Annotated in this window: 27 protein-coding genes; 2 read left to right on the top strand and 25 right to left on the bottom strand. The window is 50.9% G+C overall.

Translation table 11 applies throughout. From position 1 onward, the window contains the following. Nucleotides 1-60: 60 nt before the first annotated feature. Nucleotides 61-795 carry a hypothetical protein gene (locus tag ACJA3I_RS06960; RefSeq protein WP_458861887.1) on the top strand — a complete coding sequence of 245 codons (735 nt, stop codon included), beginning with the start codon at nt 61-63 and terminating at the stop codon, nt 793-795. Between the two features lie 100 nt (nt 796-895). Here ACJA3I_RS06960 and ACJA3I_RS06955 read toward each other — a convergent pair whose 3' ends face one another. The 8 genes from ACJA3I_RS06955 to ACJA3I_RS06920 all read right to left on the bottom strand — a co-directional run bounded on the left by ACJA3I_RS06955 (nt 896) and on the right by ACJA3I_RS06920 (nt 7796). Then, nucleotides 896-1750, bottom strand: coding sequence for a DUF4438 domain-containing protein (locus ACJA3I_RS06955; protein WP_458861886.1), 855 nt, complete (start codon nt 1748-1750; stop codon nt 896-898). Beyond that, nucleotides 1747-2199 carry a GNAT family N-acetyltransferase gene (locus tag ACJA3I_RS06950; protein ID WP_458861885.1) on the bottom strand — a complete coding sequence of 151 codons (453 nt, stop codon included), beginning with the start codon at nt 2197-2199 and terminating at the stop codon, nt 1747-1749. The genes ACJA3I_RS06955 and ACJA3I_RS06950 overlap by 4 nt, the downstream gene beginning before the upstream one ends. A gap of 144 nt (nt 2200-2343) precedes the next feature. Next, entirely contained in the window at nt 2344-3723 is a 1380-nt protein-coding gene (locus ACJA3I_RS06945) for an MATE family efflux transporter (RefSeq protein WP_458861884.1), read from the bottom strand. 170 nt (nt 3724-3893) lie between these two features. Next, entirely contained in the window at nt 3894-4571 is a 678-nt protein-coding gene (locus ACJA3I_RS06940) for a histidine phosphatase family protein (RefSeq protein ID WP_458861882.1), read from the bottom strand. Nucleotides 4572-4585: 14 nt separating this feature from the next. Then, on the bottom strand, nt 4586-5464 hold the full coding sequence (locus ACJA3I_RS06935) for a DegV family protein (RefSeq protein WP_458861881.1): 879 nt from the start codon (nt 5462-5464) through the stop codon (nt 4586-4588). Nucleotides 5465-5676: 212 nt separating this feature from the next. Then, nucleotides 5677-6147 carry a CD1247 N-terminal domain-containing protein gene (locus ACJA3I_RS06930; protein WP_458861880.1) on the bottom strand — a complete coding sequence of 157 codons (471 nt, stop codon included), beginning with the start codon at nt 6145-6147 and terminating at the stop codon, nt 5677-5679. Nucleotides 6148-6210: 63 nt separating this feature from the next. After that, complete coding sequence (gene efp, locus ACJA3I_RS06925; protein ID WP_458861879.1) at nt 6211-6774, bottom strand: elongation factor P; 564 nt, start codon at nt 6772-6774, stop codon at nt 6211-6213. A gap of 176 nt (nt 6775-6950) precedes the next feature. Then, nucleotides 6951-7796 carry a TIM barrel protein gene (locus ACJA3I_RS06920; RefSeq protein WP_458861878.1) on the bottom strand — a complete coding sequence of 282 codons (846 nt, stop codon included), beginning with the start codon at nt 7794-7796 and terminating at the stop codon, nt 6951-6953. Between the two features lie 155 nt (nt 7797-7951). Between ACJA3I_RS06920 and ACJA3I_RS06915 the strand changes: the two genes are divergently transcribed. Beyond that, a complete protein-coding gene (locus tag ACJA3I_RS06915) occupies nt 7952-8734 on the top strand; it encodes a hypothetical protein (RefSeq protein ID WP_458861877.1) in 783 nt (260 codons plus the stop codon). A 46-nt stretch (nt 8735-8780) separates the two neighbouring features. Here the strand turns inward: ACJA3I_RS06915 and ACJA3I_RS06910 are convergent, their stop codons facing one another. From ACJA3I_RS06910 to ACJA3I_RS06830, 17 genes are all read right to left on the bottom strand, one after another. After that, the gene (locus ACJA3I_RS06910; RefSeq protein ID WP_458861876.1) at nt 8781-8948 is read right to left on the bottom strand and encodes a hypothetical protein; all 168 of its coding nucleotides are present in this window, start codon (nt 8946-8948) and stop codon (nt 8781-8783) included. A 320-nt stretch (nt 8949-9268) separates the two neighbouring features. Then, on the bottom strand, nt 9269-10396 hold the full coding sequence (locus tag ACJA3I_RS06905) for a DUF4405 domain-containing protein (RefSeq protein ID WP_458861875.1): 1128 nt from the start codon (nt 10394-10396) through the stop codon (nt 9269-9271). A 139-nt stretch (nt 10397-10535) separates the two neighbouring features. Further along, nucleotides 10536-12242, bottom strand: a complete 1707-nt coding sequence (locus ACJA3I_RS06900; RefSeq protein WP_458861874.1) for an Rqc2 family fibronectin-binding protein — start codon at nt 12240-12242, stop codon at nt 10536-10538. Continuing rightward, nucleotides 12233-12919 (bottom strand): tRNA (adenine(22)-N(1))-methyltransferase, encoded by a 687-nt coding sequence (locus tag ACJA3I_RS06895; protein ID WP_458861873.1) that lies wholly within the window; start codon nt 12917-12919, stop codon nt 12233-12235. Before ACJA3I_RS06895 ends, ACJA3I_RS06900 begins: the two co-directional genes overlap by 10 nt. A 260-nt stretch (nt 12920-13179) precedes the next feature. Further along, nucleotides 13180-13380, bottom strand: a complete 201-nt coding sequence (locus tag ACJA3I_RS06890) for a DUF1858 domain-containing protein (RefSeq protein ID WP_458861872.1) — start codon at nt 13378-13380, stop codon at nt 13180-13182. A gap of 296 nt (nt 13381-13676) precedes the next feature. Beyond that, nucleotides 13677-13955, bottom strand: coding sequence for a zinc-ribbon domain containing protein (locus ACJA3I_RS06885; RefSeq protein WP_458861871.1), 279 nt, complete (start codon nt 13953-13955; stop codon nt 13677-13679). 68 nt (nt 13956-14023) lie between these two features. Further along, the gene (locus ACJA3I_RS06880) at nt 14024-14581 is read right to left on the bottom strand and encodes a sigma-70 family RNA polymerase sigma factor (protein ID WP_458861870.1); all 558 of its coding nucleotides are present in this window, start codon (nt 14579-14581) and stop codon (nt 14024-14026) included. Between the two features lie 190 nt (nt 14582-14771). After that, the gene (locus tag ACJA3I_RS06875) at nt 14772-15230 is read right to left on the bottom strand and encodes an Lrp/AsnC family transcriptional regulator (RefSeq protein WP_458861869.1); all 459 of its coding nucleotides are present in this window, start codon (nt 15228-15230) and stop codon (nt 14772-14774) included. Between the two features lie 196 nt (nt 15231-15426). Then, nucleotides 15427-17253, bottom strand: coding sequence for a glutamine--fructose-6-phosphate transaminase (isomerizing) (gene glmS, locus ACJA3I_RS06870; protein ID WP_458861868.1), 1827 nt, complete (start codon nt 17251-17253; stop codon nt 15427-15429). A gap of 269 nt (nt 17254-17522) precedes the next feature. After that, nucleotides 17523-18869, bottom strand: a complete 1347-nt coding sequence (gene glmM / locus ACJA3I_RS06865; RefSeq protein ID WP_458861867.1) for a phosphoglucosamine mutase — start codon at nt 18867-18869, stop codon at nt 17523-17525. A gap of 62 nt (nt 18870-18931) precedes the next feature. Then, nucleotides 18932-19984 carry a Holliday junction branch migration DNA helicase RuvB gene (gene ruvB, locus ACJA3I_RS06860; protein ID WP_458861866.1) on the bottom strand — a complete coding sequence of 351 codons (1053 nt, stop codon included), beginning with the start codon at nt 19982-19984 and terminating at the stop codon, nt 18932-18934. Between the two features lie 13 nt (nt 19985-19997). Then, nucleotides 19998-20597 carry a Holliday junction branch migration protein RuvA gene (gene ruvA / locus ACJA3I_RS06855; RefSeq protein WP_458861865.1) on the bottom strand — a complete coding sequence of 200 codons (600 nt, stop codon included), beginning with the start codon at nt 20595-20597 and terminating at the stop codon, nt 19998-20000. A gap of 10 nt (nt 20598-20607) precedes the next feature. Next, nucleotides 20608-21093, bottom strand: a complete 486-nt coding sequence (gene ruvC / locus ACJA3I_RS06850) for a crossover junction endodeoxyribonuclease RuvC (RefSeq protein WP_458861864.1) — start codon at nt 21091-21093, stop codon at nt 20608-20610. A 227-nt stretch (nt 21094-21320) separates the two neighbouring features. Next, a complete protein-coding gene (locus ACJA3I_RS06845) occupies nt 21321-22580 on the bottom strand; it encodes a methionine gamma-lyase family protein (RefSeq protein ID WP_458861863.1) in 1260 nt (419 codons plus the stop codon). Beyond that, complete coding sequence (locus tag ACJA3I_RS06840; RefSeq protein WP_458861862.1) at nt 22581-23588, bottom strand: M20/M25/M40 family metallo-hydrolase; 1008 nt, start codon at nt 23586-23588, stop codon at nt 22581-22583. A gap of 16 nt (nt 23589-23604) precedes the next feature. Further along, the gene (locus ACJA3I_RS06835) at nt 23605-24612 is read right to left on the bottom strand and encodes a M20/M25/M40 family metallo-hydrolase (protein WP_458861861.1); all 1008 of its coding nucleotides are present in this window, start codon (nt 24610-24612) and stop codon (nt 23605-23607) included. Then, entirely contained in the window at nt 24605-25630 is a 1026-nt protein-coding gene (locus tag ACJA3I_RS06830) for a M42 family metallopeptidase (protein ID WP_458861860.1), read from the bottom strand. The genes ACJA3I_RS06835 and ACJA3I_RS06830 overlap by 8 nt, the downstream gene beginning before the upstream one ends.

The raw sequence follows: 25630 nt of genomic DNA, 5'->3' as shown, positions 1-25630 counted from the left end.
TTTTATAGACTTTTCCCCCATAACCTTATACAATAAATAAGCATGAAAGGAGTGACCACTTTGCATCAGGAAGATTTTGAACAGCTTTTTCGCGCCTTGAAACCTGTGATCGATGACGGGCGCATTGATGATTATTTTTCGCAAAAGCCTATCAGCGAGATTGGCCTGACCGAAGAACAATGTTTACAGCTTTTAAAGTATATCAACGCCTATCGCTTTGTTTCCGTTTGCAAAAAGACTTTTGGCTTCACGCTGGATTATACACCCGAAAGCCTGCTTTATCTGGATATTATCCTCACGGCGTTATGCGCGCTTGATTTAGATGACAGCGGCCTTGGCCGTTTATTTTATCGCGATGCCAATATGTCTCATGAATGGGATGAAGCGGCTTATCAGTTTATTCTCACTTATACCATCAAAAACCGCCACGCCGAGCTTCAGCCTCTTCTCAAAAATCCCCAGACTTCCCACGAAGAACTGCTGCAATATTTTAACGATGGCGTTGTGGCAGACCTGATGGAAAACATCAATTGCTACCTTTGCGAAACGGCCCTTAAAGCCTACAGCGGCAGATGGGTGCTTGATTCCGTTACCAATGAACATACCGATGCGTTGGGAGTTCAGCTGAAAAACGGCGATTATATCTCGTTTATGGATGCCATCTACCGCCGCTTTTATGAGGAAGACATCCCCCTCTGCTATATTTATTGCGCCATTTTCCACTTGGATTACAGCGAAATGCCGGATATTCTGGGGGCAAAATACCGTCAGACGCATCCCGAAGAAACCATGTGATGGTTTGGGTAAACCGCGTTTCTGCACAAATGGATTTCACAAAACGATAAAAATAAGGGCGGATCCGCATTAAAACGGATTCGCCCTCGCTTTTTATTTTTTATAGGAACAGATCTGCAAGGTTTGCTTTTTCATCGATGAACGGCACAAGATCTGCTGTTTTACAAGACATCAGCGTTGTGACGCCCGGCCCGTGGCCCGAAGAACGCGAATCGCTGTGAACCACCACGCCGATGGTCACCGCGCCGCTTCGATAAGTTCGCGCATAGCGTGTGTCGCTGTCTAAGATCGCCACCAGATCGCCAAAACGCAGCTGATCCAAGGCATATTCTTTCACTGCTTTCTCATCGAACAGAGTGATGTCATAATCGCCGCTGGCAGAATTGCCGCTGCCCAGCCCTGCGCCCATCAGCGCGGCCGGCAAAATTTTTGCAACGCCCACTCTCAGCTTATCGCCCGTTTCCTGAAGGTTCATTTTTTCAAGCAGCTGCGGCGACATGCTGCGCAGAATGACCTGCGGCCAATCCAGCAGACGCATTCCCTGCCCGCAGGCCTTCACGCGGATACGGTCATCGATATTCAGCTTTTCCAAAGCGGCCTCGTCAAAATAGATCATCAAATGCTCCACGCCGCCATGCTTCCCCGTTACAAAACCTTTTGCGCCCTTGGCTTCGCCGCTGATGACTTCGGCGATATTTCCAATGCAGGAATAAGTGGTATAGGCGTTATTGAAGGCTTCCACAGGGTTTTTGGTGGTAACGCCGGGTTCCAAATGATCGGCGGCCCAATCAACGGCATTATCGCCGATTTTGGCGTTATAGGCAATGCCGCCTGTGCCGGGCATAAAATCCATTTGGCCATCCGGGTCATAATATCCCCTGCCGTTATAGGCGGGGTGGGCAACCATGCCCTGCACCGATAAGATCGGCAGTTTTTCCTGATTTGTTCTGATCATTTTTCTTCCTCTGTAAAATCAATCACCATCTGGCGATATTCCAGCGGCTGATAGCCCATTCTTTCATAAAGGCGAATTGCGCCCTGATTCTCTTCGGTCACTTCCAAACGGAAACGCGCCGCATCGGGATATGCTTTGCGCACAAAATCCAGCGCTTTGCTCCCCAGCCCGTTGCCGCGGAAGGCATCTTCCAGATAAAGCTCTTCCACCAAAACCACCATTCCGCCCACTTCGGCCGAAAAGGTGAAGGACAAAATCATATAGCCCGCCGTTTCTTCGCCTTCTTCGATGAGATATCCCTTGATAAACGGACTTCCCGAAACCATTTCGTGAAAGCTTTTTTCATAAATTTCATCGGGAAGTTGATGCAAAACCGCAGGGCTGTTATAAAACCGCCGAGCCATTTTATGATAAATGGGATAATCTTTCACCGTCATTTCTCGAATCATGTTTGCTTCTCCTTCTCTTTTGAATATGTGTCAAGCTGTAGTATATTGTAACACAGCATGGATTTTTCGTCAAAAATCGGCTGTTCCATAAAAAACAGGCCCCCATTTCGCGCTGAAATGAAAGGCCCTGTTTTATCTTTTGCTTTAAAGGGATTCCGGCTCTGACGGCGGCGTTTTGACCAGCGCCTTGTTCTTCCAGCGCCCGCTCAGATAATAAGCGCCTGTCAGCAGCAGCCCCGCGATCCACCCGATGAGATAGCAATAAAAAATATTATCGCGCCCATAATGCGCCGCGAGATAATAGGCGGCGGGCACACGCACGAGCCACAACGAAACCAAAGTAATGAGCATCGGCACAATGCTTTCGCCCGCGCCGCGGATCACGCTGTTCAAAATGAACATAAACGAAAACAGCACATAATAGGGCATGATGCGATCAAGATAAGCGCAGCCCGCCGCAATGACCGCGGGATCCTGGCTGAACATCCTCATGCAGATCGGCCCCAGCGGCACAAACAAAATAGCCACAACGATATTCACCGCGCAAGACATGGCGATGGCTGTCCATAATCCTTTTTTCACGCGATTCATTTTGCCCGCGCCGATATTCTGGCCGACATAAGTGGTCACCGCCGCGGCAAAGCTTTGCACAGGCATAAACCCAAAAGTATCCAGCTTGTTTGCCCCCTGAAAGCCCGCGATAAAAGAAGTTTCATAACCGTTGATGAGTTTTTGCAAAACCATCACACCAATGGAAAACAGCGCCTGCTGCAGCCCCGATGGGATGCCCAGTTTCAGCGCCTGAACAAACAGCTCTTTATCGAACTCTCTTTTTCTGATATCGACCCTGAGTTCGGGATATTTTTTATTGATATATCCCAGCCCGAAGATCCAGGAACAGAACTGGCCGATGATCGTTGCCAGCGCCACACCGATGACGCCCCAATGGAACACGATCACAAAAAGCAGGTCTAAAACAATATTCAGAATGCAGGCAATGGTCAAAAAAAGCAGCGGTGTTTTGCTGTCGCCCAGCCCGCGCATAATGCCCGAATTGATGTTATAGCCCAAAGTCGCCACGATGCCCGCAAAAATCACCATGACATATTGTTTCGCCAAAGGGAATACATCCTGTGGAACTCCCATCAGGCGAAGGATCGGCCCCGCCACCAGAATGCCGATCACGGTCAGCGGAAGGGCGGCGTAGATGGTGGCCGTATAGATCGTGGCAATGGTCTTCTGCACCCGTTCCATATCTTTGGCGCCGAAATATTGTGAAATCATTACCGTCGCGCCCAGGCCGATGCCCATGAAGAGTGAGATCATCAAAAAGAACACCGGGAACCCGGTGCCGACGGCGGCCAGCGCGGCATCGCCCACAAAATTGCCCACCACCACACTGTCGACCATATTATAAAGCTGCTGCAAAAGGTTCCCCGCCAAAAGCGGAAGCGCGAACAGAAAAATGATCTTCGCGGGGCTTCCTTGTGTCATATCAACCGATAGTTTTTTCGATTTTTCCATATCTTCTCTCCTTTTTGCCATGACACGCATGGGTTCTTTGTGAAAACGCCTTATCTTCTATTGGTATTATAAAGCATCTAAACACCTTAAGCTATTGTATATTTTTAACAAAAATATCCGTCTTTTTCAGATGAAAAGAGCCGGCCGCGAATTTTCGGGGCCGACTTTTTTTATCTGCAGGAATCGATGCCCGCCGCGGCGCCGGGCCCCGGCTCTGCCGCCAGATCGAATCGCAGTTCCTGCGGCAAATGGCTTTGGTCATTCAAAAACACGATTTTGGGTTTCTCGGGGTCTTCAAATTGGAAACAGCATACCGCCGTATTCCCCACGATCAGTTTTTCCAGTTTTTCAAACGCTTTTCCGCTGGCATAATGCAAATAGGTTTGAATGGAAAAACCGTGAGAAACCACCGCGATGGTTTTTCCGGCATTTTCTTCTACGATTCGGGCGATGGCTTTTCGGATCCTGTCATATACCTGCCGTGAAGATTCACCGCCGGGCGCCGCAAAAGCCGCCGGATCTTCTGCCAGAGTTCGAATGGCATCGGGGAAAATCTTCGCGTTTTCGGCAGAGGTCTTCCCTTCCATTTCGCCCAAATTGATTTCAGCCAGCTGAGGATCGATCAAAACCGGCAGCCCATGAGGCGCAGCCACAGCTTCGGCTGTTTTGCGCGCGCGGATCAGCTGGGAAGCATAAACGACTTCGATGGGAACCGCAGCAAAGCGTTTGCCCAAATATTCAGCCTGTGAAAGGCCGCGTCTGTTCAGCGGGATATCGATACAGCCCTGAAACTTCCCTTGGAGGTTGCTGTCGGTGGTTCCATGCCGAATCAAATATAAAGTGGTCATTTTCAACCCTTCCTTTAAATTCGTTTACTGCCGAAAAACATAATGGCCAAAACGCCCGGGCCGGTATGACTGCCGATAATCGGGGTCAGCCCGCGAATGTCGATATGTTTCGGATGGACAGCTTCTTCGATCATGCGGCATAATTCCCCGGCGTCTTCCGGGCAGCCGCCATGCACGCAATAAACCGTTTGTTCCTGAGGGTCTACGATATATTCTTTGCAAAGACGGGCCAGATCCTGCATGGAAGCGCCGCGGCCGCGCACTTTTGCCAAAGGCAGCAATCTGCCTTCCTCGCTCATATACATCACCGGTTTGATGCCCACCAGGGTGCCTAAGAACGCGCTGGTTTTTGAAACGCGCCCGCCGCGATAAAGGTGGTTCAAATCATCCACCGTGAAGAAATGGCACATGGTTTCGCGGTAGTGATCCATTTTTTCCACCATTTCTTCCAGAGAAAGGCCCTGCTGCTGCATTTTTACCGCTTCCATCACCAGAGCACCCTGCCCCATGGTAGCCGCTTTGGTATCATAAGAAATGATCTTTCGGCCGGGGTATTTTTCCATCAATTCTTTGGCGACCATATTACTGGTGTTGAAAGTGCCGCTGAGCTGAGAAGAAAAGCCGATATAAACAACATCTTTGCCTTTTTGCAATTCTCCTTCATATACGCGCGTAAAAGTGGGAATATCCACTTGTGTGGTGGTCGGCATCATGCCCTCTCGGATGCGCTGATAAAATTCGGCAGGCGGAATCGTTTTCCCAAAATCATCTTTGATCTCTTTGCCATCGATCACAAGGCCATGCGGCAAATAACCCACGCCGTTTTCATTCATCCACTGTTCTGTAAGATCTGTCGTTGTGTCAGTTACGATTGTATAAGAATATGTCGACATACTTCCTCCAAAATTATGCAATCTATCGCTGCTTGTTTCTTTTCAGAATACTAAAATTATATCATAAGCGCCAAAAAAAGTCACTCTTTTCCAACAGCAATCTTATAAAGCAATAAAAGCGAGGCAGTTTATAAAAAAACTGCGGAAAGTAAAAACTTTCCGCAGTTTGATCGATTCGCAAAAGCAAGGCCAAACCGGCCGGCATGCTTCTCTTATTCTTTTGTGCCGCAGTCTTCGCAGCCGCAGTCGCAGCCATCTTCACAACCGCAGTCGCAATCATCTTCATCGAAATCGAATTCCAGCTCTTCGCCGCAAGCGGGGCATTTGATGCCTCCCTTATCCAGCATGGATTCATCCAGATAGATTTCTTCATGGCAGGTGGGGCAGATCACGCTGTAATAGGAATCATCCTCATCTTCATCTTCGAAATCTTCGTCTTCATCTTCTTCATCATAAAGATCTTCTTCCAGATCGGTGAGTTCTTCGCCGATGGCATCGAGTTCTTCGTTGATGACATCCAGTTCGCTGTCCATATCGGAAACGGTCATTGCCATATCATCAAGTGTGTTGATGATCGCGTTAAAAAGCTTTCCCTCATCGGAATCTTTTTTCAGGCTCAGGCCTTCCATCAAGCCTTTCAGGTAAGCAGTTTTTTCTGTTAAAGTCATAATCAGTTCATCCATTTCTCCGGCAGTGTATCTCATTTTTTGATATTTCTAACCAGCCGCCGGTCGGTTTAGAAACATTTATTCTTTGGATCTTTCCAGATATTCGCCTGTTCTGGTGTCGATGCGGATCTTTTCGCCCTGATCGATGAACAGAGGCACTTTGACGACCGCGCCAGTTTCCAGCGTTGCGGGTTTGGTGGTGTTGGTGGCGGTATCACCCTTGAAGCCGGGGTCGGTTTCTGTGATGACCAGATCCACAAACAGCGGGGGTTCGATGCCGAACACATTGCCCTTGTAAGAAAGGATCTTCACAACGGTGTTTTCTTTCACAAATTTGAAGCTGTCGCCCAGTTTGTCTGCGTTGACAGGCATCTGATCGAAAGTTTCGGTATCCATGAAATAATAAAGATCGCCGTCGTTATAAAGATATTGCATATCTCTGCGGTCAACAAAAGCCTGCTCAAATTTATCTGTAGGGCTAAAGGTGCGTTCGACCACACCGCCTGTGATAACATTTCTGCACTTTGTGCGAACAAATGCGGCACCTTTGCCGGGCTTTACATGCTGGAATTCCACGATCTGCAGAACCTGCCCGTCCAGTTCAAATGTAGCGCCGTTTCTAAAATCGCCTGCTGAAATCATTCGTGCTCCTCCAATATAATCATATTTTAGCAGATATATTCTATCGTATTATGCCGCAATTTGCAAGAGTTTCATATCATTTCGGCGAAAATGGTTCTGTTTATTTTCAAAACAGCCTGATTGCCTTACTTTGCGGGCTTTTTTCGCCCTGTTCATTGTTGCCGATAACGGTTTTTCTATTCCGCCCCGGCGATCGATTCATATATTTTTTTCATTTGAAGCGCATCTTCCACCTGCATCCCCGCCGATTCACAGATCACCCGCGGCTGAACGCCTTTTTCGGCAAAAGCATATGCGCATTCTTCGAAGCTCGGGCCATACTGCTTATCCCGAAAAGTGAGGTGGCGCACTTCCCCCGATTTATCATATTGGATCTTGCTGAAATGGGCATGAAAATGTTTGATGCGCTCGCGGCCCAGGGCGTTTTTCATTTTTGTCAGGATCTCGCAGAAATCTTCGCGTGATTTCAAGCTGCCCATGCCGCGGGCGTTCAAATGGCCGAAATCGATGCAGGGGATCAGGCTTTCGTTATGGCGGCACAAGGCGAGAACTTCTTCCAGATCGCCCAGCATATTGATCCGCCCCATCGTTTCAACACATAACGCCACCGCATAGCTTTCTGCGATGGGGATCAGATGCTTCAAGTTCGCGCGGGTGTTCAAAAAAGCCTGCTTTCTGGTTTGACCGCTGAGCCCGCCGCAATGCACAGTGATGCGGTCGGCCCCAAGCCACTGGGCAAGCCTGCAGTTTTCGTTCAGATAATCTTCGTTTCTTTGCATCCGCCGTTTTTCGGCGCTGGATAGATTAATATAATAATGTGAATGAACAGAAAGCGAAACGCCGAAAAGCTTTGCGCTGCGCCCGATATCCTGTGCAGTCTCGCGGCCGATATCCGTTCCCTTGCCGCATTGATATTCCCAGACGGTCAGGCCTTGCTTTTTCAGCCATGGCGCGATCTGGGCGGGTTCGATGCCTCTTTCTTCAAAAGACGCTGTATTTCCTGCCGGTCCGAATTGAATCATGTATTTTATAATAGCCTTGTTCTTCTTTTTCAGCCTGGTGCATAGGATAAAAAAGAAGTATCTGCCAGCTTTTCTCCTTTAAAATTTCTCTGCGTATCTGATTCTTTATTAATGTTACCATATTTCCTTCTATTATCAAAGGGGAGGAGTCCTTAATGTCAAAAAAAATGCCCGTTTATGTGGTCGCCGCCGCAAACGATCTGCACAATGTGTCATCTTACCGAAACAACTGTGTTTATTTGGTCTACACCATCCATGAAAACGGCGGCCTGATGCGTTCGGAACTGCCCGCTTATGCCCGCGGCGGGCTGATGGGGCTTTCCGATTATCATGCGCCCGATCTTTCTGTCATCGACCCCGCAAAGCTGGCCGGGGAAATAGCGGCGGAATGCGGGCGGCGCACTTATGCCGGGGTGCTTTTAGATTTTGAAGACCCCCGCTGTTTTCCCATTGTTTCCGAATTATCCTCCGCGCTTTTTGCGCGGCGTGTTCCCCATTATGTGCCCCTTGCTCTGGCCGCCGCCGCGCCGCAGGCAAAGGTCCTGATCTCTTCGGCCATCAGCGGCGGATCTTATGAAGAAATGCTGCGCGGTTATTGCCAGCGGTTCGACCCTTCGCGCCTGGCGCTGGATCTGGTTCGGGTCTGCTCGCAATATACCATGCCCTCCTATGATCCCGATGGCCGCGCCCTTTCCGCGGCGGAATTCCGTGAGCTGCTGGATACGCATTCCCCGCATTGTTTCTTCTCACATGAGCTTTGCGCCAAATATTTCACCTGCCGCACAGAAGACAACAGCGCGCATTTTATTCTTTTTGATGATATTTCCACGGTTTCACAAAAAATCGAAATTGCCGAAAGCCTTGGTTTCTGCGCTGCTTTTTTGCTTTACCGCGATTTTGGCGGCGGATGCAGGCAGCTTTTTGCCGCCAACGGATAAAAAAGCGCGAAGGGTATTTTCCCTTCGCGCTTTTTTTAGTCACCCGTTAGCAGCAGCAGTTATTGTCGCAGCCGCAGTTTCCGTTACCATTGCCATTGCCGCAGCCACAGTCGTTATAGTACATCACCCAGATCAGCACAATTGCGAAAACGACGATCATCCAGAATGCTTCATAGCCGCCGAAGAAGCCGCGTTTGTCATTGTTGCAACACATAAAATTAGTTACCTCCCAAATGATTTCTCATGTAGTCTGTTATGAAGCAGTGATAAAACCGATTGCGCCAGAAAGAACTTTGCTTATGTTTTTCGGCTTCCGCTTACTTCATTACATTGTATGCCTGCGCCGCTTTCGAGGTTCAAAGTTTTTTCGAAGCCCTTAACGGCGTTTACATTTTCAATATATGGAAGGGGGCCTCTGGGTGTGCATGCAGGCGCAAGTTTCTTCTGTGGTTTTCAGAAAAGGAAAAACAGCCGTCGGGGCTCCCTTCCCCGGCGGCTGCTTTTCTTATATTATGAAGAATGTGAGTGAAGAAATCAGCGTTGATCTTCCTTGGTTTCCGTGAATTCCGTAACATCGATCACTTCTGCCTCGGCTGCCGATTCTTTTGCCATTTGGTTGATCTTGCGCTTTTTCAGCCCATTTTCAATCAAGACAGTAAGACCGGCAAATAAAACCGAGATGGAAAAATATTTGCAGATGGTGGAAATCACTCTCAGCAGGCCGCCCGAACCATGTTCTCCGCCTGCCGCTCCGCGGGGGCCGTCTCCATCGAATCCGCCGAATCTATCGGGGCGCTCGCCTTTGAATTCGCCTTGCGGGCCGCCTTGCCGACCGTTCTGGGTGTTGCCCTGCGAGTTGCCCGACTGGCCGTTCTGGGTGTTGCCCTGCGAGTTGCCCGACTGGCCGTTCTGGGTGTTGCCCTGCGAGTTGCCCGACTGGCCGTTCTGGGTGTTGCCCTGGGGGATCTGGAAGCTCTGCTGCTGTATTTTGCTTCCGCTGCCCGCTTGATTTGTCGCGCTGGAGATCGCATCGTTTGAACTGTTTCCCTGCTGCCCATTCTGCTGGTTTTGCGCGGTTTCTCTTTGCATCGCTTCCCCTGCCGTGCCGCCGATGAACGGCGCCGCCAGCCAGCGTGAAAAATCAGAAGCAGCAAACTGGAACGCGCCGAACACCATGATCAGCGCAGCCAGACAGGCTGCAATGGCCTGCGGAGCCTTCCCGTGATATTTCCGAAGCGCATAACATGCCATTCCTTTGATGAAGCCCCAATGCAGGCCCAGATGCACCCCACAAAGGATGACCGAAAGCGCTGCCGCAAAATAGTGGCCCATCTTCCAGAAGATGCCGCTTGCCGAGATATTGGTCAAAATCGTTTTGGAAATCAAGACCCCGCTGACCGTAACAAATGTCAAAGAAATCAGCAGCAGGATATCCACCCAGAAACAGACTTTTGTCTTGGCCGGCAATTCACGGCTGAATATTTTTGAGGTCACTCTTTTGATCCACTTCCATTGCAGCGCCAGGTGGCATATAAACAGGCCGAACAGCACAAGCCCCGCAACTTCATGGTATCGCATACTGATGGCGTTTTTATCATACAGGCTGAATAATACGATCACCATGATGATATCTACCAACATTCTGATTTTGTTTTTCTTCATTTCAATCGTTCCTTTCTTGGAATGAGTCGATTGTAACAGCGAAGACTGAAATGAAACTGAAAAAATAAGCCAATTTATGAATTTTTCTATTTTGCAAATAAAAACAGCGGGAACCAAAATTCCCGCTGTTCCGAATCGTTTATTTTTGTGGCTGCTGAGCCGGTTTGACAAACAAAGTTTTATAGTTCGTATAGATCACCATGCCCGGTTTCGCGCCGGATGGCTTTTTCACAAACTTCGCCGCCGCGTAATCGATGGCCGCCAATGATTGCCCGCTCAACCGTGAATGCCCCGCCGCCAGGGACGCGGCATATTCCAGATCGGCTTCTGCGGGGGTTCCGCCTTGGGTGAACAAGATCACATGAGAACCGGGGGCCAGATGAGAATGGAACCATAGATCCTGTTTTCCCGCTGTTTTCAAAGTCAATTCATCATTTTCGCGGTTATTTCTTCCGCATAAAATTTTATAACCGCCGGGGGAGGTGAATTCAAGCGGATGCAGCGCCGCCGGCTTTTTTCGTTTGCCCTTTTCTTTGCTGCGCAGGTATCCGCTTTCGGATAACTCTTCACGGATGGCGCTGACTTCCTTTTCATCCTTCGCCGCCTGCAAACTCAAAAGCACGCTTTGCACATATTCCAGTTCTTCTTTTCCCTGCCCGATCTGCCGCGTAAGCTGTTCTTCGGCGTTTTTCATTTTTGTATATTCCTGAAACAGGCGCTGGGCGTTCTGCTGGGGCGAGAGATCCGCATCCAGTTTAATGGTGATCTCAGGCAGCTGTTCATCGAAATAATCCACCACCACGGCATGATCGCTGTTGGGCTCGATCCTGTGAAGATTGGCGGTGATCAGATCGGCATTCTTTTTAAGCGCTTCGCGTTTCTGCGCTTTCAGCAAATCGTTTTCTTGATTGGCCAGTTTTTTGATCAGGCGGTTTTCAGCGTTTGACATCAGCTTCAGCAGTTCGGAAGCCGCGTTTTTCTTCCGTTCCGCCGCGGTTTTATTAGCGTAATATTCGCAGATCAATTCAGAAAACGAAGCCATGGAACGGCATTGGGCCGAATCGCTGAAATGCTTCATCTTCATAAAAGTAAAATCCAGATACCCCGCGTCGTTTTCGATCATGGTGGGCTCAAATTCTTTGTTTTCCACCCGCTTTTTCAGGCTCATAAGGCCAGAAGCAAGCGATTCAACAGCCCCGCCGCATGAAAAAACCAGCTCTTTCGCCACAATGGGCGATAAAAGGTCGATAGCCGCCAATTCTTTTTCGGGCGCTTCCGCTTTGAAAGCTTCTGCCGCTATTTTTTCGGCGCCCGCCGGTTCCAGCGCCATCAGCGAAAGCTGTTCGGGCCGCGGCGGCATCTGATAGCGCAGCCCCGGCAAAACAGGCCGTGTGGGCGACATTTCCGCATCCACTTTTTTCATACAGCCCAAAATCGTTCCATCCGCCGCCAGCAAAATCAAATTGGTGCGGCGGCCCGTCAGTTCGGCCACCAATATTTTTTCGGAAAGCTCGCCGAAATCATCATAGGCCGAAAAGCGGAACCACAACATGCGCTCCATCTGCGGCTGTGAGATCTCTAAAAACCGCGCGGCGGTCAGATGTTTCCTCAACAGCATGCAAAACATCGGGGGCGCATCGGGGTTCTCGGTCTTTTCATCCGTCAGATAAACACGCCCGCCCGAGCCGTTGCAGGAAATCACCAGACGATGAGAAATTTTCCCCACTCGGCAGGAAAAAATAACTTCGTCCTTGCGCGGCATATAAATTTTATCAATGCGCCCTTCGCTCAGTTCCCGCCCCAGCTCATCGCAAAGCGCATGAATGGTGATCGCATCTAACGACATGATGATCCCTCCGTTTCTACTAAACTGCTCAAAATTTTCAAGGCGTTTTGCTCGGGTGTTTCTGCGAGCCCCGCCTTTTTTTGCCCCTCGGCAATTTTGTGATATTTCAGTTTCAGCTTATGAAGATATTGCGGAAACAGCGGATCAGACAGCGCCTTTTCGCTGAAAAGATAGGCATATTTTTGGGCATCGCTGCCGGCGTTTTTGCCCTTTACGCGTAAAACCGCATAAAATTTTCCGCCATCTTCAATAAACTGCTCTTCCAAAATGCCGCAGCAGTGATCTTCCAGCCACTTTCTCAATCGTTCAGCCGCCGTCATCGGCTGCAAGATCAAGGTGTGTTTCCCTTCCAGCGGCCAGACGGCCCTTTCTAAAATGGCGGCGATCTCATCCCCGCCCATGCCCGCGATCACGATGGTATCGGCCTGATCGGGCCCAAAGGCTTCCAAACCGTTGCAAAGAATCGTTTCTATTTTATCAGACAGACCCAGCGCCGAAACGGTGCGTTTGGCGTTTTCCAGCGGCCCTTCCCGCAAATCTGAAGCAAACGCTTTCTCAACGCCGCATTCGGCCACGAGATAGGCGCAAAGCTGCGCATGATCGCATCCCACATCGATCACCCGCCGCGCCCCATGGCACATTTCTGCAATTTTATGGATTCGTCTTGATGTTTTCATGTTTTCCTCCGCCCCGCTTTTTGCGGCAAGCTTTTGTGACGCTTGCAGGCTATTTCCCGGGGAATTTCAAATGCCGGTTCTCATTTGGGATGTTTGGTGAATCCCTCGCCGCAAATTTTTCTTTCAAACTGCCGATGTATCGCGGAAAACCCGTTTCCCATGAAAATGCCCTGTCATAAGGCTCTTATTTTTGAAGGCGCTCTCTGTCATACAAAACAACAGATCGAATATTGCTATCCGATCTGTTGTCGATTGCTTTTTTACTTAGACTGGAAATATTCGTTCAGTTTCTGAACCAGCTCATCGGCATTTGTGCCATGCACCATGCAGGCTTCCGCGATGCTTTCGCCGCGGGAAGACGGGCAGCCGAGGCAATGCATTCCGATTTCAAAGAAAAATCTTGCTGCTTCCACATCATAATCAAGCACTTCGCCGATCAGAGTATCTCTTGTGACTTCCATTTCGTTGCACCTCCGTTCTGTTGGCGGATAGACCGTTTTATATCTGGCCTGAAAAGCAAAAAACAAACGGATGCTACCCTGACTGAAACAGTTTGTCAAAACATCGTTTCATGTTTTATCATTATACCCTATTCGCTTTGCTTTTTGCAAGATAAGAGCAACATTTCTTTGATATTTTAACCGGCCCGCAGATTGCTTTTATGTTAGGCTTTCAAGGCATTAAAAACATTAAAAAACCGAATCCGCATAAGCGGATTCGGTTGATCGACATATGATCGTTGATGAGAATCAGGGAATTAGCCCTGTTCCTTCATCTTTGCAAAGCATTCGCTGCAATAAACGGGTCTGTCGGTTTTGGGTTCGAAAGGAACCTTCGCTTCTTTGCCGCAAGCAGCGCAAGTAGCTGTGAAGTATTCTCTGGGGCCTCTGGCTGCATTCTTTCTTGCATCGCGGCAAGCTTTGCAACGCTGGGGCTCATTCTGGAAGCCGCGTTCTGCATAGAATTCCTGTTCGCCAGCGGTGAATACAAATTCATTGCCGCATTCTTTGCAAACGAGTGTTTTGTCCTGGAACATTTGTGTTACCTCTCTTTTTCTTCCCATGATCTGGGTTGGATGATATATGCGAACAGGGACCTTCCCTGCTATCGCCCATTGGCTAAATATTTTGCCAGCTTCCTTCTGATGCGCTGGATGGCATTATCCACAGATTTATTTTCTTTCTTCAACATTTGAGCAATCTGTGAAGTTGTATAGCCTTCCAGATAATATCTCAGAACGGAGGTTTCAAACGCAGAAAGCAACCCAGATAGCGCCGATTGAATTTCAAGAGCAGATTCTTTGGCTAACACTTCTGTTTCAGGATCTTGCTGCACTTTGATATTTGATACTCTGTCGGAAACCTGATCTTCCGACGCAGAGATCACAGTGAGATGCCCATCTTTGCGCTGACTCTTTTTGACAGCATCATAAATCTGCCTGCGGATGCAAAGCACCGCATATGCCTCAAAAGAATCTGATTTGGCGGGGTCATACCCTCGAATGGCCTTTAACAAGCCGATCATTCCCTCTTGCTCAAGATCATCATAATCGCCGCCCGTCAGAAAAAAAGGGCGGATGCAGGAGCGAACGAGCTTGACATATTCTCTGGCCAGAGAATCCTCGATTTCCCTTGAATACTCAAAGCCGGAATTTTGTGCCATCCTATAAAACCTCACCGTACTATGATGCACATCTTTCTGTGCACAAGCTCAGTATAAACTATTTATGCAAGCATTGTCAAGTTATTTATAAATTTTATACAAAATTATCAAATAAACCCATCTGTTTTTTTACTAACATACTAAAGTAAAATATTGGATTCTGCTTCTCACAGAAAGGGCGCGGAACGAATTATTTCAAAATTTCTTCGGGGTCCACCGAATATTCGTTTTTGATGGTCGATAAAATCACCAGGGTTTTCGTCATTTTCACGCCGGCAACGCTTTTGATCTGATTTAAAACATGTTCCAGGGTTTGGGTGGAATTTGTCACGATCTTCAGCAGAAAATCAAAATCGCCCGTGATGTAATGGCATTCTAAAATTTCTTTGTTTTCTTTGACAAAAGCCGTAAAGCATTCGATATATTTGGGGTGTTCCAGGCTTACCGAAATGAAAGATGTAACATCTTTTCCCGCTTTTGCCTGGTCGATGATGGTGGTATGCTGGCGGATCATTCCCGAATTTTCCAGTTTGCGGATGCGCTCGATCACGGCTGAAACCGACATACTGACTTTTTCGCTGATCACCGAAGCATTTTCTCTGGCGTTCTTTTTAAGACATCTTAAAATTTTTACATCAATTTCGTCCATAGTTCTCCTCTTTCATGTAAAGCAGATCGTTATACTTCATATTATATGTAGAATTTACAATATTTCAAGAGGAATCCAAAACTTTTTCGGATTTTTCTTATATTATCACCATTATTTTAGATTTTTTTGTTTCCGGTGGCGATGAAAAGGCCGGCGGCAATATAAAACTGCCGCCGGCCCCGCTGATAAGCTTCGTTTATTCCACTGTTACCGATTTTGCAAGATTTCTGGGTTTATCGATATCGCAGCCGCGATAGATGCCCATGTAATAAGACAGGAACTGCATGGGGATGATCGACAGCGACGCCGAGAAGAACGGGTCGCATTCGGGGATCTTCACCACATAATCGCAGATCTCGGGGTCGGGCGCGATTTCTTCATCGGTGATCAAAATCACACTCGCGCCGCGCGCCTTCACCGATTTGATGTTGGATAAAGTTTTTTCATATAACACAGGGTCGGTTGCCAGCGCCACCACCAGTGTTCCCTCTTCGATCAGAGAGATCGTGCCGTGTTTCAATTCGCCCGCGGCATAAGCCTCACTGTGGATATAAGAAATTTCTTTCAGTTTCAAAGAGGCCTCTTGTGCGGCGGCAAAATCGATGCCGCGGCCCAGGAAGAACGCGCTTTGCTTATTGGAAAACTTTGAAGCGAGATATTGGATCTCTTTCTGGGTTCCTAAAGCTTCTTTCACCAAATCGGGCAAAGCCAAAATCTGCTCGCAATAGTGGTTGGCCTGTTCCACCGTCAGAGTTCCGCGGGCAAGGCCGGCTTTTACGGCGATCAGATATAAAGCGGAAAGCTGGGCGGAATAGGCTTTTGTGGTAGCCACCGCGATTTCGGGGCCGGCCCAGGTGTATAACACGCTGTCTGCTTCACGGGCGGCTGTGCTGGAAACCACATTGACCACGGCAATGGTCTTTGCGCCGTGTTTTTTTGCTTCGCGCATGGCGGCAAGGGTATCTGCGGTTTCGCCCGATTGGCTGATGGCGATGCAGAGATCCTCGGGCCCGATGATGGGCTGGCGATATCTGAATTCGGAAGCGATGGTCGCCACCACGGGAACGCGCGCAAAGCGCTCGATCACTTCGCGGCCCACAAGCCCGGTATGCAGCGCCGAACCGCAGCCAACGATATGGATGTTGCGGATATTGCGGAAAATATCATCGGTCAGGCCGGATTCTTCCAGATTCGGCAATAATTTATCGATGCGCGGCGAAACGGTATCACGGATGGCCTTGGGCTGCTCCATGATCTCTTTGATCATGAAATGCTCATAACCGCCCTTTTCGGCCGAAGAAATATCCCAATCCACGGTTTGGATCTCTTTCTCGATCTTCTGACCGTAAGCATTATAGACCGTCACGCCTTCCGGGGTGAGCTTTGCGATTTCGTTATCGCCCAGAACGATATATCTTTTTGTTTTGGCAATAATGGCGGGAATATCGGATGCAATCATATTTTCGCCTTCGCCAACACCGATGATCAACGGGTTATCGCGCTTTGTGCAAAGGATCTGCTGAGGATGATCGGCCGAAACGATGCCCAGCGCATAAGAGCCGCGAACTTCTTTCACCGTATCCAGCAGCGCCTGCAGCAGGTCGCCGTGGTTGTTCATTTCAAAAAGATGCGCCACCACTTCGGTATCGGTCTGAGATTTCATCTCATAGCCCTTGCTTTGCAGCATTTGCTTGATATCAAGATAGTTTTCGATGATGCCGTTATGTACGATAGCCACACGGCCGCTTTTGCTCAGGTGGGGATGGGCGTTGATATCCGAAGGGCAGCCGTGGGTCGCCCACCTGGTGTGACCGATGCCGCAGGTAGATTCCATGCCGCCCTGCTGCGCGATCTTATCATCCAGATTTTTGATGCGGCCCTTTGTTTTGACCAGTTTCAAACAATCATTGCCAATGACGGCAATACCTGCCGAATCATATCCGCGATATTCCAATTTATAAAGGCCTTGCAGTAAAACAGGCACAGCCTGCTCTTTGCCAACATATCCAACGATTCCACACATAATAAAATATCCTCCAAAATTAAATTGACGCTTGCAAAGTTTTTGTCCCGGCGATCACTCGCGTTTTTGTCACTTTGCTCCTATGGCAGTGCGTCAATGCGCAGAGGGCATCCGCCGAATCTTTCGATACTCCCTCTCCTCGTCAACTGCTTCAAACAGTCCCGGCGCTTTCGATTTCACTGGATCGTTTGCTTTTCCGCCCGCGGCATCACCCCTTTCAAGGCCGGTGCATCCCGTTTGAAGGGGATGCACCCTTTGATCTTTCGTTTTTATTTCTGATAAAGGCTTTGGATGACCGCCGCGGCTTTTTCCGCCATCTGGCGCACAACGGCTTCTTCCTTGCCTTCCACCATCACGCGAACCAGCGCTTCCGTGCCCGAAGGACGAATCAAAATTCTGCCGTCCTGCCCGAATTTTTCGGCGATCTCATCGCCCACCGCTTTCACTTCGGGCAGCTGCGCCACCGTTTTTTTCTGGGCATTGGGCACAGGCACATTGATCATCACCTGAGGATAATGCTCGATCTCGCCCGCCAGCTGCGAAGCCTTTTTGCCGCTGTTTTTCAGCAGCTCCATAAAGGTGACGGCGGTCAGTTCGCCATCGCCTGTGGTGGCGTGATCGGTCAAAATCACATGGCCCGATTGTTCACCGCCCAGGTTCCAGCCGCTGCGCAGCATCTCTTCCAGCACGAAGCGGTCGCCCACCTTGGTGGTTTTCACCGGGATGCCATGCTGGCGCAGATAGGAATGCAAGCCCAGATTCGACATCACGGTCACCACAACGCCGCCCTGCAGCCTTCCGTTCTCTTTCAAATGGTTTGCCACAATGGCCATGATTTTATCGCCGTCGATCAGCTTGCCGTTTTCATCCACCAAAAGGCATCTGTCGGCGTCGCCGTCAAAAGCGATGCCCAGATCATATTTCCCTTCGCTGACTTTTTTGCATAAAGCATCCAGATGTGTGGAACCGCAGCCCGTGTTGATATTCACGCCATCGGGCCGGTTAAAAATAGCGTCATATTCCACGCCCAGTTTTTTGAAAATCAATTCAGCGGTATGAGAAGAAGCGCCGTTGGCGCAATCCACCGCCACTTTCAGGCCGCTCAGTGAAGGAACCGCCTGCGCGATATGGGAAGCATATTCTTCACAGGCAGTTTCGGCCATGGGCATAATTTTGCCGATATTTTCATGAGAAGCGGGTTTTTCGCCGGAAGGGTCGTCGATCAGCGCTTCCACCTGCGCTTCCAGTTCATCGCTCAGCTTACAGCCGTTGGCGCCAAAGATCTTGATGCCGTTATGTTCAAACGGATTGTGAGAAGCAGAGATCACGATTCCCGCATCCGCGCCGTGTTTCACCGTTAAATAAGCCACTGCCGGGGTTGGGATCACGCCAAGCAGCGCCACATCCGCGCCGGCAGAGCAGATGCCCGCGGCCAGCGCCGCTTCCAGCATATCGCCGGAAATACGGGTATCTTTGCCGATAAAGATCTTCGCCCGGTGTTTTGCGGCTTTGGTTAAAACCGTTGCGGCGGCAAACCCCGCCTGATAGGCCAGCTGTGCATCCAGCTCTTCATTGGCAACGCCGCGGATGCCGTCGGTTCCAAAATATTTTCCCATATCAATTTCACCTTATCCTATCTTATCTTGAAAGTGTTTGAATTAGACCCAAAACGCGGAGATCAAAAAGTGATCTGTTGAGAATCTTCCCCGCAAAACGGAATTTTTAAATGGTCGTAAGCATTTTTTGTCACGCAGCGGCCGCGGGGCGTTCTTGTCAGAAAACCGATCTGCATCAGATAGGGTTCATAAACATCCTCCAGGGTGACCGCTTCTTCACCGATGGTGGCCGCCAGGGTATCAAGCCCCACCGGCCCGCCGTTGAAATGATAGATGATGCTTTCCAGCATGCGGCGGTCGATGGAATCCAGCCCCAGATGGTCGATCTCCATGGCTGTCAGCGCCACATCCGCCATTTCTCTGGTGATAACGCCCGTTCCTCTGACCTGGGCGAAATCACGCACGCGCTTAAGCAGGCGGTTTGCGATACGCGGTGTTCCGCGGCTGCGGGCGGCGATCTCCAGCGCGCCTTCCGGCTGCATCTCCACTTCTAGAATTCCCGCGCTGCGCTGCACGATCTGCATCAGTTCCTGCGCGCTGTACATTTCAAGGCGCAGCATCACGCCGAAACGATCACGCAAAGGCGAAGTCAGCTGGCCTGCCCTTGTGGTGGCGCCGATCAGGGTGAATTTCGGCAGATCCAAACGGATCGAGCGGGCCGCAGGGCCCTTGCCGATAATGATATCCAGCGCATAGTCTTCCATGGCCGGGTAAAGCACTTCTTCCACGCTGCGGTTGAGGCGGTGGATCTCATCGATGAACAGCACATCGTTTTCATTCAGGTTCGTCAGCAGCGCTGCCAGATCCCCCGCCTTTTCGATGGCCGGCCCCGAAGTGATGCGCAGATTCACATCCATTTCGTTTGCGATGATGCCCGCCAGGGTGGTTTTTCCAAGCCCCGGAGGGCCATATAACAACACATGATCCAGCGCTTCGTTTCTCTGTCTTGCGGCTTCGATATATACTTTTAGATTTTCTTTGGCCTTTTTTTGGCCGATATATTCTTCCAGGCGGCGCGGGCGCAGCCCGCCTTCGCCGTCATCTTCTTTTGTCAGGCTGGAAGAAACCACGCGTTCTTCTTCCTCACCAAAATCTTTTGAAAATTCAATCGCCATTTCTTACCTTCTATCACATCAGCTTTTTCAAGCAAAGACGAATCAGTTCTTCCACCGGAAGCCCTTCGGTTTCGATGCCTTTCAAGGCCTGTGCCGCTTCGGCGCGCGAATAGCCCAGCACCATCAGCGCAGAGATCGCTTCGGCTGTGGCGTTGCCGCCGGGCGCGAGCATCTCTTCGGGTAAAGCTGCTTCGGAAGACGCGGCAAGTTCGGTTTTCGCCAATTTATCTTTCAGTTCCAAAATAATGCGCTGCGCCAGCTTTTTGCCAACGCCCTGGGCGGCGGTGAGCGCCTTTTCATCGCCGGAAATCACGGAAAGCGCCAGCTTGGATGGCGAAATGGCCGAAAGAATGGCCAGAGCCGCCTTGGGCCCCACCCCGGAAATGCCGATGAGCATTTTGAAACAATTGAGTTCTTCCTGTGTTGCAAAGCCGAAAATCTCAAAGATATCCTCTCTGACATGCAGATAGGTGAAAAACTGGGCCTGGTCGCCTTTTTTGACGGAAGAAGCCGAAGTATAGGATGTGCTGATGGCATATCCCACCCCGCCTGCATCCAATACGACCATTCCGGGTTCCACATGTGCTACGGTTCCTTTGATATAATAAAACATATCTTTCCTCTTATGTGTTTAATAAAGATGACGCCGTGTGGGCATGGCAAACCGCGATGGCCAGCGCATCCGCCGCATCATCGGGCCGCGGGATCTTTTTCAGCCCCAGCATGGTTTTCGTCATTTCCATCACCTGTTTTTTTTCGGCCCTGCCATATCCCACCACCGCCTGCTTCACCTGAAGGGGCGTATATTCAAAAAAGGGATAACCGCCTTCGGCCAAGGAAAGCAAAATCACGCCGCGCGCATGGCCCACAGCGATGCCGGTTGTGACATTCGTGTTAAAAAACAGTTCTTCCACGCTGACCGCATCGGGTTTGAAATGCTCTAAAAGCGTTTTCATATCGTCATAGATCACTTTCAGCCGCTGCGGCAAAGGTTCCCCCGCCGCCGTGGTGATCGCGCCATAACCGAGAACGCGAAAACGGCCCTTGTCATATTCGATGGCTCCATACCCCACGATGGCATAGCCGGGGTCGATCCCCAATATTATCACAAAGCCGCCCGCCTTTCCTGCTTTCCGATATCTTTCGGCCCGCTCTGCGGTTTCCCGCGCCTGCTGAAGATCGCGCAGGCAAAAGCCCCGAAAGATATACTGCATTATATTTTACCATGTTCCCCCATTGAAAACAATCAAAAAATGTGAACTTTATGCTTTCGGCGGGGGCATAAAACAGCCGCTTCCTTTGCAGGAAGCGGCTGAAAGAATTTTTCCGATCTTTTTTATGCCTGTTTCAGTTCTAAAATTTTTGCCGCACCGGCCATCACGCCCAGTTTCCCCGATTCATAAGTCAGGCCGCCCTGCATATAGGCGGTATAAGGCTGACGCATGGGCGCATCGCAGGATAACTCGATGGAAGCGCCCTGGATGAACGCCCCCGCCGCCATCACCACCGGGCAGTCATACCCCGGCATATCCCAAGGCTCGGGCGTCGCGAAAGCATCCACCGGCGCGCCGGCCTGAATGCCGCGGCAAAACGCCAAAAGAGGTTCGGGCCGGCCGAACTGAATGGTTTGGATGATATCATGGCGAAGCTCGCTGCTGGCAGGCGAAACACGATAGCCCAGTTCTTCCAGAAGCGCCGCGCAGAACACCGCTGTTTTCACAGCCTGCGCCACGGTGTGAGGCGCCATGAAGAAGCCCTGATACAGCTGACGGTTCACCCCAAGGGTCGCGCCGCATTCGCCGCCGATGCCCGGCACCGTAAGGCGGCAGGCCGCCCGTTCCACCAGATCGGCTCTCCCAGCGATATATCCGCCCGCCGGCGCAAGACCGCCGCCCGGGTTTTTGATCAGCGAACCCGCGATCAGATCGGCGCCATGCTGGGTGGGTTCCGTCAGCTCGCAAAACTCGCCGTAACAGTTATCCACCACAACGGCCGCCTGCGGATTCACCGTTTTTACCGCGCGGCATACTTCGCCGATCTGCCGGCAGGATAAAGTTTCTCTGTCGGAATAACCCTTTGAGCGCTGAACGAACACGCCCTTCACACGCGGATCTTTCGCCGCTTCCGCGATGCGTTCCAGATCCGGCAGACCGTTTTTCAGCTCGACTTTCCGGTATTCGATGCCGTAATCCGCAAAAGTTCCGCCCACTTTGCCGCGCTGGCCCGTAACGGTCTGCAAGGTGTCATAAACATCGCCCGTGGCCGAAAGAAAAACATCGCCGCAGGAAACCGTTGCATACATGGCCGACGCGATGGTATGTGTTCCGTTGACAAAAGATGATCGCACCAGCGCCGCTTCCGCCCCGAAGACGCGGGCATAGATGGCGTCGAGCTTTTCGCGGCCCAGATCGTCATAGCCATACCCTGTTGTTCCGCCAAAGCAGGCGTCGCTCACGCGGTTTTCCGCAAAAGCTTCCAGTACTTTGGCTGTGTTTTTCGCGGCGATTTCATCGATGGCCGCAAAAGACGGGCGGATCTTTTCTTCTGCCAGCGAAGCTTTTTCCAATAAAAAATTGCTGAATTCGAATGCGCTCATTTACTGCATCACCACCGCGCAAGCCAGCAGCTTTGCCGCCGCTTCCGCGTCCTTTACAGCGATCGTTTCATTCTGGGAATGAATATATCTGCCCGGCAGGCTGATGCATCCCGAAGGCACGCCGCAGCGTGAAATGAGCATGGCGAAAGTATCGGTTCCCCCGCCCGTCAGCACTTCTCTCTGGCAAGAGATCTGCTGCTGCGCGGCCGCTTTTTCCAGGCGCGCGATCACCTGAGGCGAACAGATCACCGAGGAATCTTTGATTTTGATGGCGGGGCCTTTGCCCAGCGCCACTTCCATGGTGTCGTTGGCGGGGCAATCGCCCGTTTTGGTCAGATCCACACAGATGCCCATCTGAGGTTCGATGGCGAAGGCCGCCGTTCTGGCGCCGTTGAGCCCCACCTCTTCCTGCACGGTGAACACAAAATACAGGTCGTTATCGGTTTTCTCAAGGCAGCTCATGGCGCAAAGCGACACAGCGCAGGAAGCAAGGTTATCGCAATAAGGCGACATCAGTTTGCCGTCTGTCAGTTCTTCGGCGCCGGCGTCATAAACCGCGATATCGCCCACGCTGATCTTGGCGCGGCTTTCTTTTTCATCGGTGGAACCGATATCGATATAAAGATTCTGCATCTTGCATTCGGCGGGCGTATGATCGCCCATCGAAGCATCCTGGCGGGCGCAGAGCAAGCCTTTGATGCCGTTTGCGAAACGCACCGCTTTGCCGGCAAGGCGCGCGGGCGCGTGGCCGCCCACATTGGTCACAGAAAGCATCCCGTCTTTATCGACGCCGGTCACCATGAACCCGATCACATCCATATGGGTGGGCACCATGATCTTCATGCCGCTGCCCTTTTTGTGGGCGATCACATTGCCCAGAGCATCCGTTGTGATCTCATCACAATAGGGCGCTGCCAGCCGCGCGATCACTTCACCGCAGGGGGCTTCATAACCCGAAGGCGAAGCCGCGGCCAAAAGCTGGCGAAAGGTTTCTATAAATGAAAGCATTCTTCATGCTCCTTTCTTATAATTCCATCTGCGCCACGGCCTCGATCACTCGGGCGCATTGCCGCACATCCTGTAAGCTGACCATTTCCCCCGCGGAATGAATATAGCGGCAGGGAATGCTGACGCATCCCGAAAGAACGCCCGCTTTTGAAATCTGCATGGCAGAGCTGTCTGTTCCGCCGCCGGTGAGAATTTCGTTCTGATAGGCGATGCCGCAGCTTTCCGCAGCGGCGCGCAGCGCATGAACGGCCTGCGGGTTGCAGATCAGCGAGCTGTCTTTGATTTTGATGGCGGGGCCTTTGCCCAAAAACACCTGCATATGGGAATCATCGCCCGGCATATCGCCCGTGGCGGTCACATCCATGCAGAAGCCGTAATCGGGTTCAATGGCATAAGCCGCGGTTTTCGCGCCGCGAACCCCCACTTCTTCCTGCACCGTGAACACGAAATACAGGTCATTGACGCTTTTTTGAATGGCGCTCATGGCCACCAGCAGCGCAGCGCAGGCGATCAGATCATCGCAATAAGGCGAAACCAAACGATCTTCGCCCAAAACGCGGGGTTCGCCGTCATAAACGGCAACATCGCCCACCTGAACAGGTGCGCTTTCCGCGCCGTCAGCGCCGATATCGATATAAAGATCGGTGATCTTGATTTCGCTGAGCTTCTTTGCCGCGGCGTCGCTTTCCTTCTCTAAAGCGATGCAGCCCCGGCGGCCGTTTTCAAAACGAACGCGGGCGCCGATCAGGCGATAAGGGGCGAACCCGCCGATATTGCAAAAACGAACGAAGCCTTTTTCTTCGATATGTGTGACCAAAAAGCCGATCGTATCCATATGCGCGGGCATCATGATCTTTTTGCCGGGGCCTTTTTTATGGGCGATCACATTGCCCAGCTTATCAATGGTGATCTCATCGCAATAAGGCTTGGCCAATTGGGCGATCACCTTGGCGCAGGGGGCCTCAAAAGCAGAAGGCATCCCCGCCGCCTGCAAGGTTTTAAAAGTTTCTAACAGATCAAGCATCCAGTTTTGCCTCCTTCACAAACAGCTTCGCCAGGCGAAGCACTTCTTCCGCATCGGGATAATACAGCACATTGCACGCCGAATGGATGTAACGGCAGGGCGCGGCAATGGCAAACGCCAGCGCGCCATCCCCTGTCAGATGGATCGAACCGGAATCGTTTCCGCCCGTCATGCTCACGCGATATTGCCAGCGGATGCCCGCCTGAGTGGCTTTTTCGGTGATGGAGCGCACCAGCTCTCTTTTATAGATCGTGGCTTTATCCGCCAGATAAACGGCGGCGCCTTTGCCTTGGCTTACCACTCTGCGATGTTCGGGAACACCGGGGATATCGCCCGCCGTAGTGCCTTCGATGACAAGGGAAATATCGGGCTTCACCGCGCCGGCGGCTGTCAGCGCGCCGCGCAGGCCGATCTCTTCCCCAACGGTGAAGGCAAACCATGTATCATAAGGAACACCTTCTTCGATCATTTTGATCATTACAGCGCAGCCGATGCGGTCATCGATGGCTTTGCATTTGATCCTTTGATCGCCAAATTCTCTGAAGGGGCTGTCGAAAGTGGCATAATCGCCCACAAAAGTCAGCTGTTCCGCCTCTTTTTTGCTGGAAACGCCGATATCGATATAAAGGGAATCCAGCGACGCGGCGACCTTGCGTTCTTCGGCCGTTGTCAGGTGGATAGCCTTCAGCGAGATCACGCCCTTCACGCGCTTTGCGCCAACTTCCATTTTTCTGCCGATCAGAATACGCGGGTCGATGCCGCCCACCGATGCCAGGCGCAGCATGCCATCCGCCGTGATATCGCGGATCAAAAAGCCCACTTCATCCATATGGGCGCAAACCAGCATTTTTTCTTTACGGCGGGCCGCGCCCTTTTTGAACACCATCAGGTTGCCCAGCGGGTCGGTATACATTTCATCCGCATAAGCTTCGATTTTTTTCTCGATGCAGGCGCGGATCTCGTCTTCATAGCCCGAAACGCCGCTGCACAGGCATAATTCTTTTAAAAGTTCTTTCAT

Source organism: Acidaminobacterium chupaoyuni (assembly GCF_047936785.1).
Lineage (GTDB): Bacteria > Bacillota > Clostridia > Oscillospirales > Butyricicoccaceae > Acidaminobacterium > Acidaminobacterium chupaoyuni.
This window is presented reverse-complemented; position numbering and strand designations above follow the sequence as displayed.

Coding starts and splice junctions, on each gene's coding strand:
- ACJA3I_RS06900 (WP_458861874.1), bottom strand. CDS start 12,242: ATGTCGTTAGATGCGATCACCATTCATGCGCTTTGCGATGAGCTGGGG.
- ACJA3I_RS06945 (WP_458861884.1), bottom strand. CDS start 3,723: ATGGAAAAATCGAAAAAACTATCGGTTGATATGACACAAGGAAGCCCC.
- ruvA (WP_458861865.1), bottom strand. CDS start 20,597: ATGTTTTATTATATCAAAGGAACCGTAGCACATGTGGAACCCGGAATG.
- efp (WP_458861879.1), bottom strand. CDS start 6,774: ATGATTTCAGCAGGCGATTTTAGAAACGGCGCTACATTTGAACTGGAC.
- ACJA3I_RS06955 (WP_458861886.1), bottom strand. CDS start 1,750: ATGATCAGAACAAATCAGGAAAAACTGCCGATCTTATCGGTGCAGGGC.
- ACJA3I_RS06880 (WP_458861870.1), bottom strand. CDS start 14,581: ATGGCACAAAATTCCGGCTTTGAGTATTCAAGGGAAATCGAGGATTCT.
- ACJA3I_RS06930 (WP_458861880.1), bottom strand. CDS start 6,147: ATGGATGAACTGATTATGACTTTAACAGAAAAAACTGCTTACCTGAAA.
- ACJA3I_RS06910 (WP_458861876.1), bottom strand. CDS start 8,948: ATGTGTTGCAACAATGACAAACGCGGCTTCTTCGGCGGCTATGAAGCA.
- ruvB (WP_458861866.1), bottom strand. CDS start 19,984: ATGGCGATTGAATTTTCAAAAGATTTTGGTGAGGAAGAAGAACGCGTG.
- ACJA3I_RS06830 (WP_458861860.1), bottom strand. CDS start 25,630: ATGAAAGAACTTTTAAAAGAATTATGCCTGTGCAGCGGCGTTTCGGGC.
- ACJA3I_RS06845 (WP_458861863.1), bottom strand. CDS start 22,580: ATGAGCGCATTCGAATTCAGCAATTTTTTATTGGAAAAAGCTTCGCTG.
- ACJA3I_RS06885 (WP_458861871.1), bottom strand. CDS start 13,955: ATGTTCCAGGACAAAACACTCGTTTGCAAAGAATGCGGCAATGAATTT.
- ACJA3I_RS06905 (WP_458861875.1), bottom strand. CDS start 10,396: ATGAAGAAAAACAAAATCAGAATGTTGGTAGATATCATCATGGTGATC.
- ACJA3I_RS06840 (WP_458861862.1), bottom strand. CDS start 23,588: ATGCTTTCATTTATAGAAACCTTTCGCCAGCTTTTGGCCGCGGCTTCG.
- ACJA3I_RS06950 (WP_458861885.1), bottom strand. CDS start 2,199: ATGATTCGAGAAATGACGGTGAAAGATTATCCCATTTATCATAAAATG.
- ACJA3I_RS06940 (WP_458861882.1), bottom strand. CDS start 4,571: ATGACCACTTTATATTTGATTCGGCATGGAACCACCGACAGCAACCTC.
- ACJA3I_RS06875 (WP_458861869.1), bottom strand. CDS start 15,230: ATGGACGAAATTGATGTAAAAATTTTAAGATGTCTTAAAAAGAACGCC.
- ACJA3I_RS06895 (WP_458861873.1), bottom strand. CDS start 12,919: ATGAAAACATCAAGACGAATCCATAAAATTGCAGAAATGTGCCATGGG.
- ACJA3I_RS06935 (WP_458861881.1), bottom strand. CDS start 5,464: ATGTCGACATATTCTTATACAATCGTAACTGACACAACGACAGATCTT.
- ACJA3I_RS06915 (WP_458861877.1), top strand. CDS start 7,952: ATGTCAAAAAAAATGCCCGTTTATGTGGTCGCCGCCGCAAACGATCTG.
- ACJA3I_RS06920 (WP_458861878.1), bottom strand. CDS start 7,796: ATGATTCAATTCGGACCGGCAGGAAATACAGCGTCTTTTGAAGAAAGA.
- glmM (WP_458861867.1), bottom strand. CDS start 18,869: ATGGGAAAATATTTTGGAACCGACGGCATCCGCGGCGTTGCCAATGAA.
- glmS (WP_458861868.1), bottom strand. CDS start 17,253: ATGTGTGGAATCGTTGGATATGTTGGCAAAGAGCAGGCTGTGCCTGTT.
- ACJA3I_RS06890 (WP_458861872.1), bottom strand. CDS start 13,380: ATGGAAGTCACAAGAGATACTCTGATCGGCGAAGTGCTTGATTATGAT.
- ACJA3I_RS06835 (WP_458861861.1), bottom strand. CDS start 24,612: ATGCTTGATCTGTTAGAAACTTTTAAAACCTTGCAGGCGGCGGGGATG.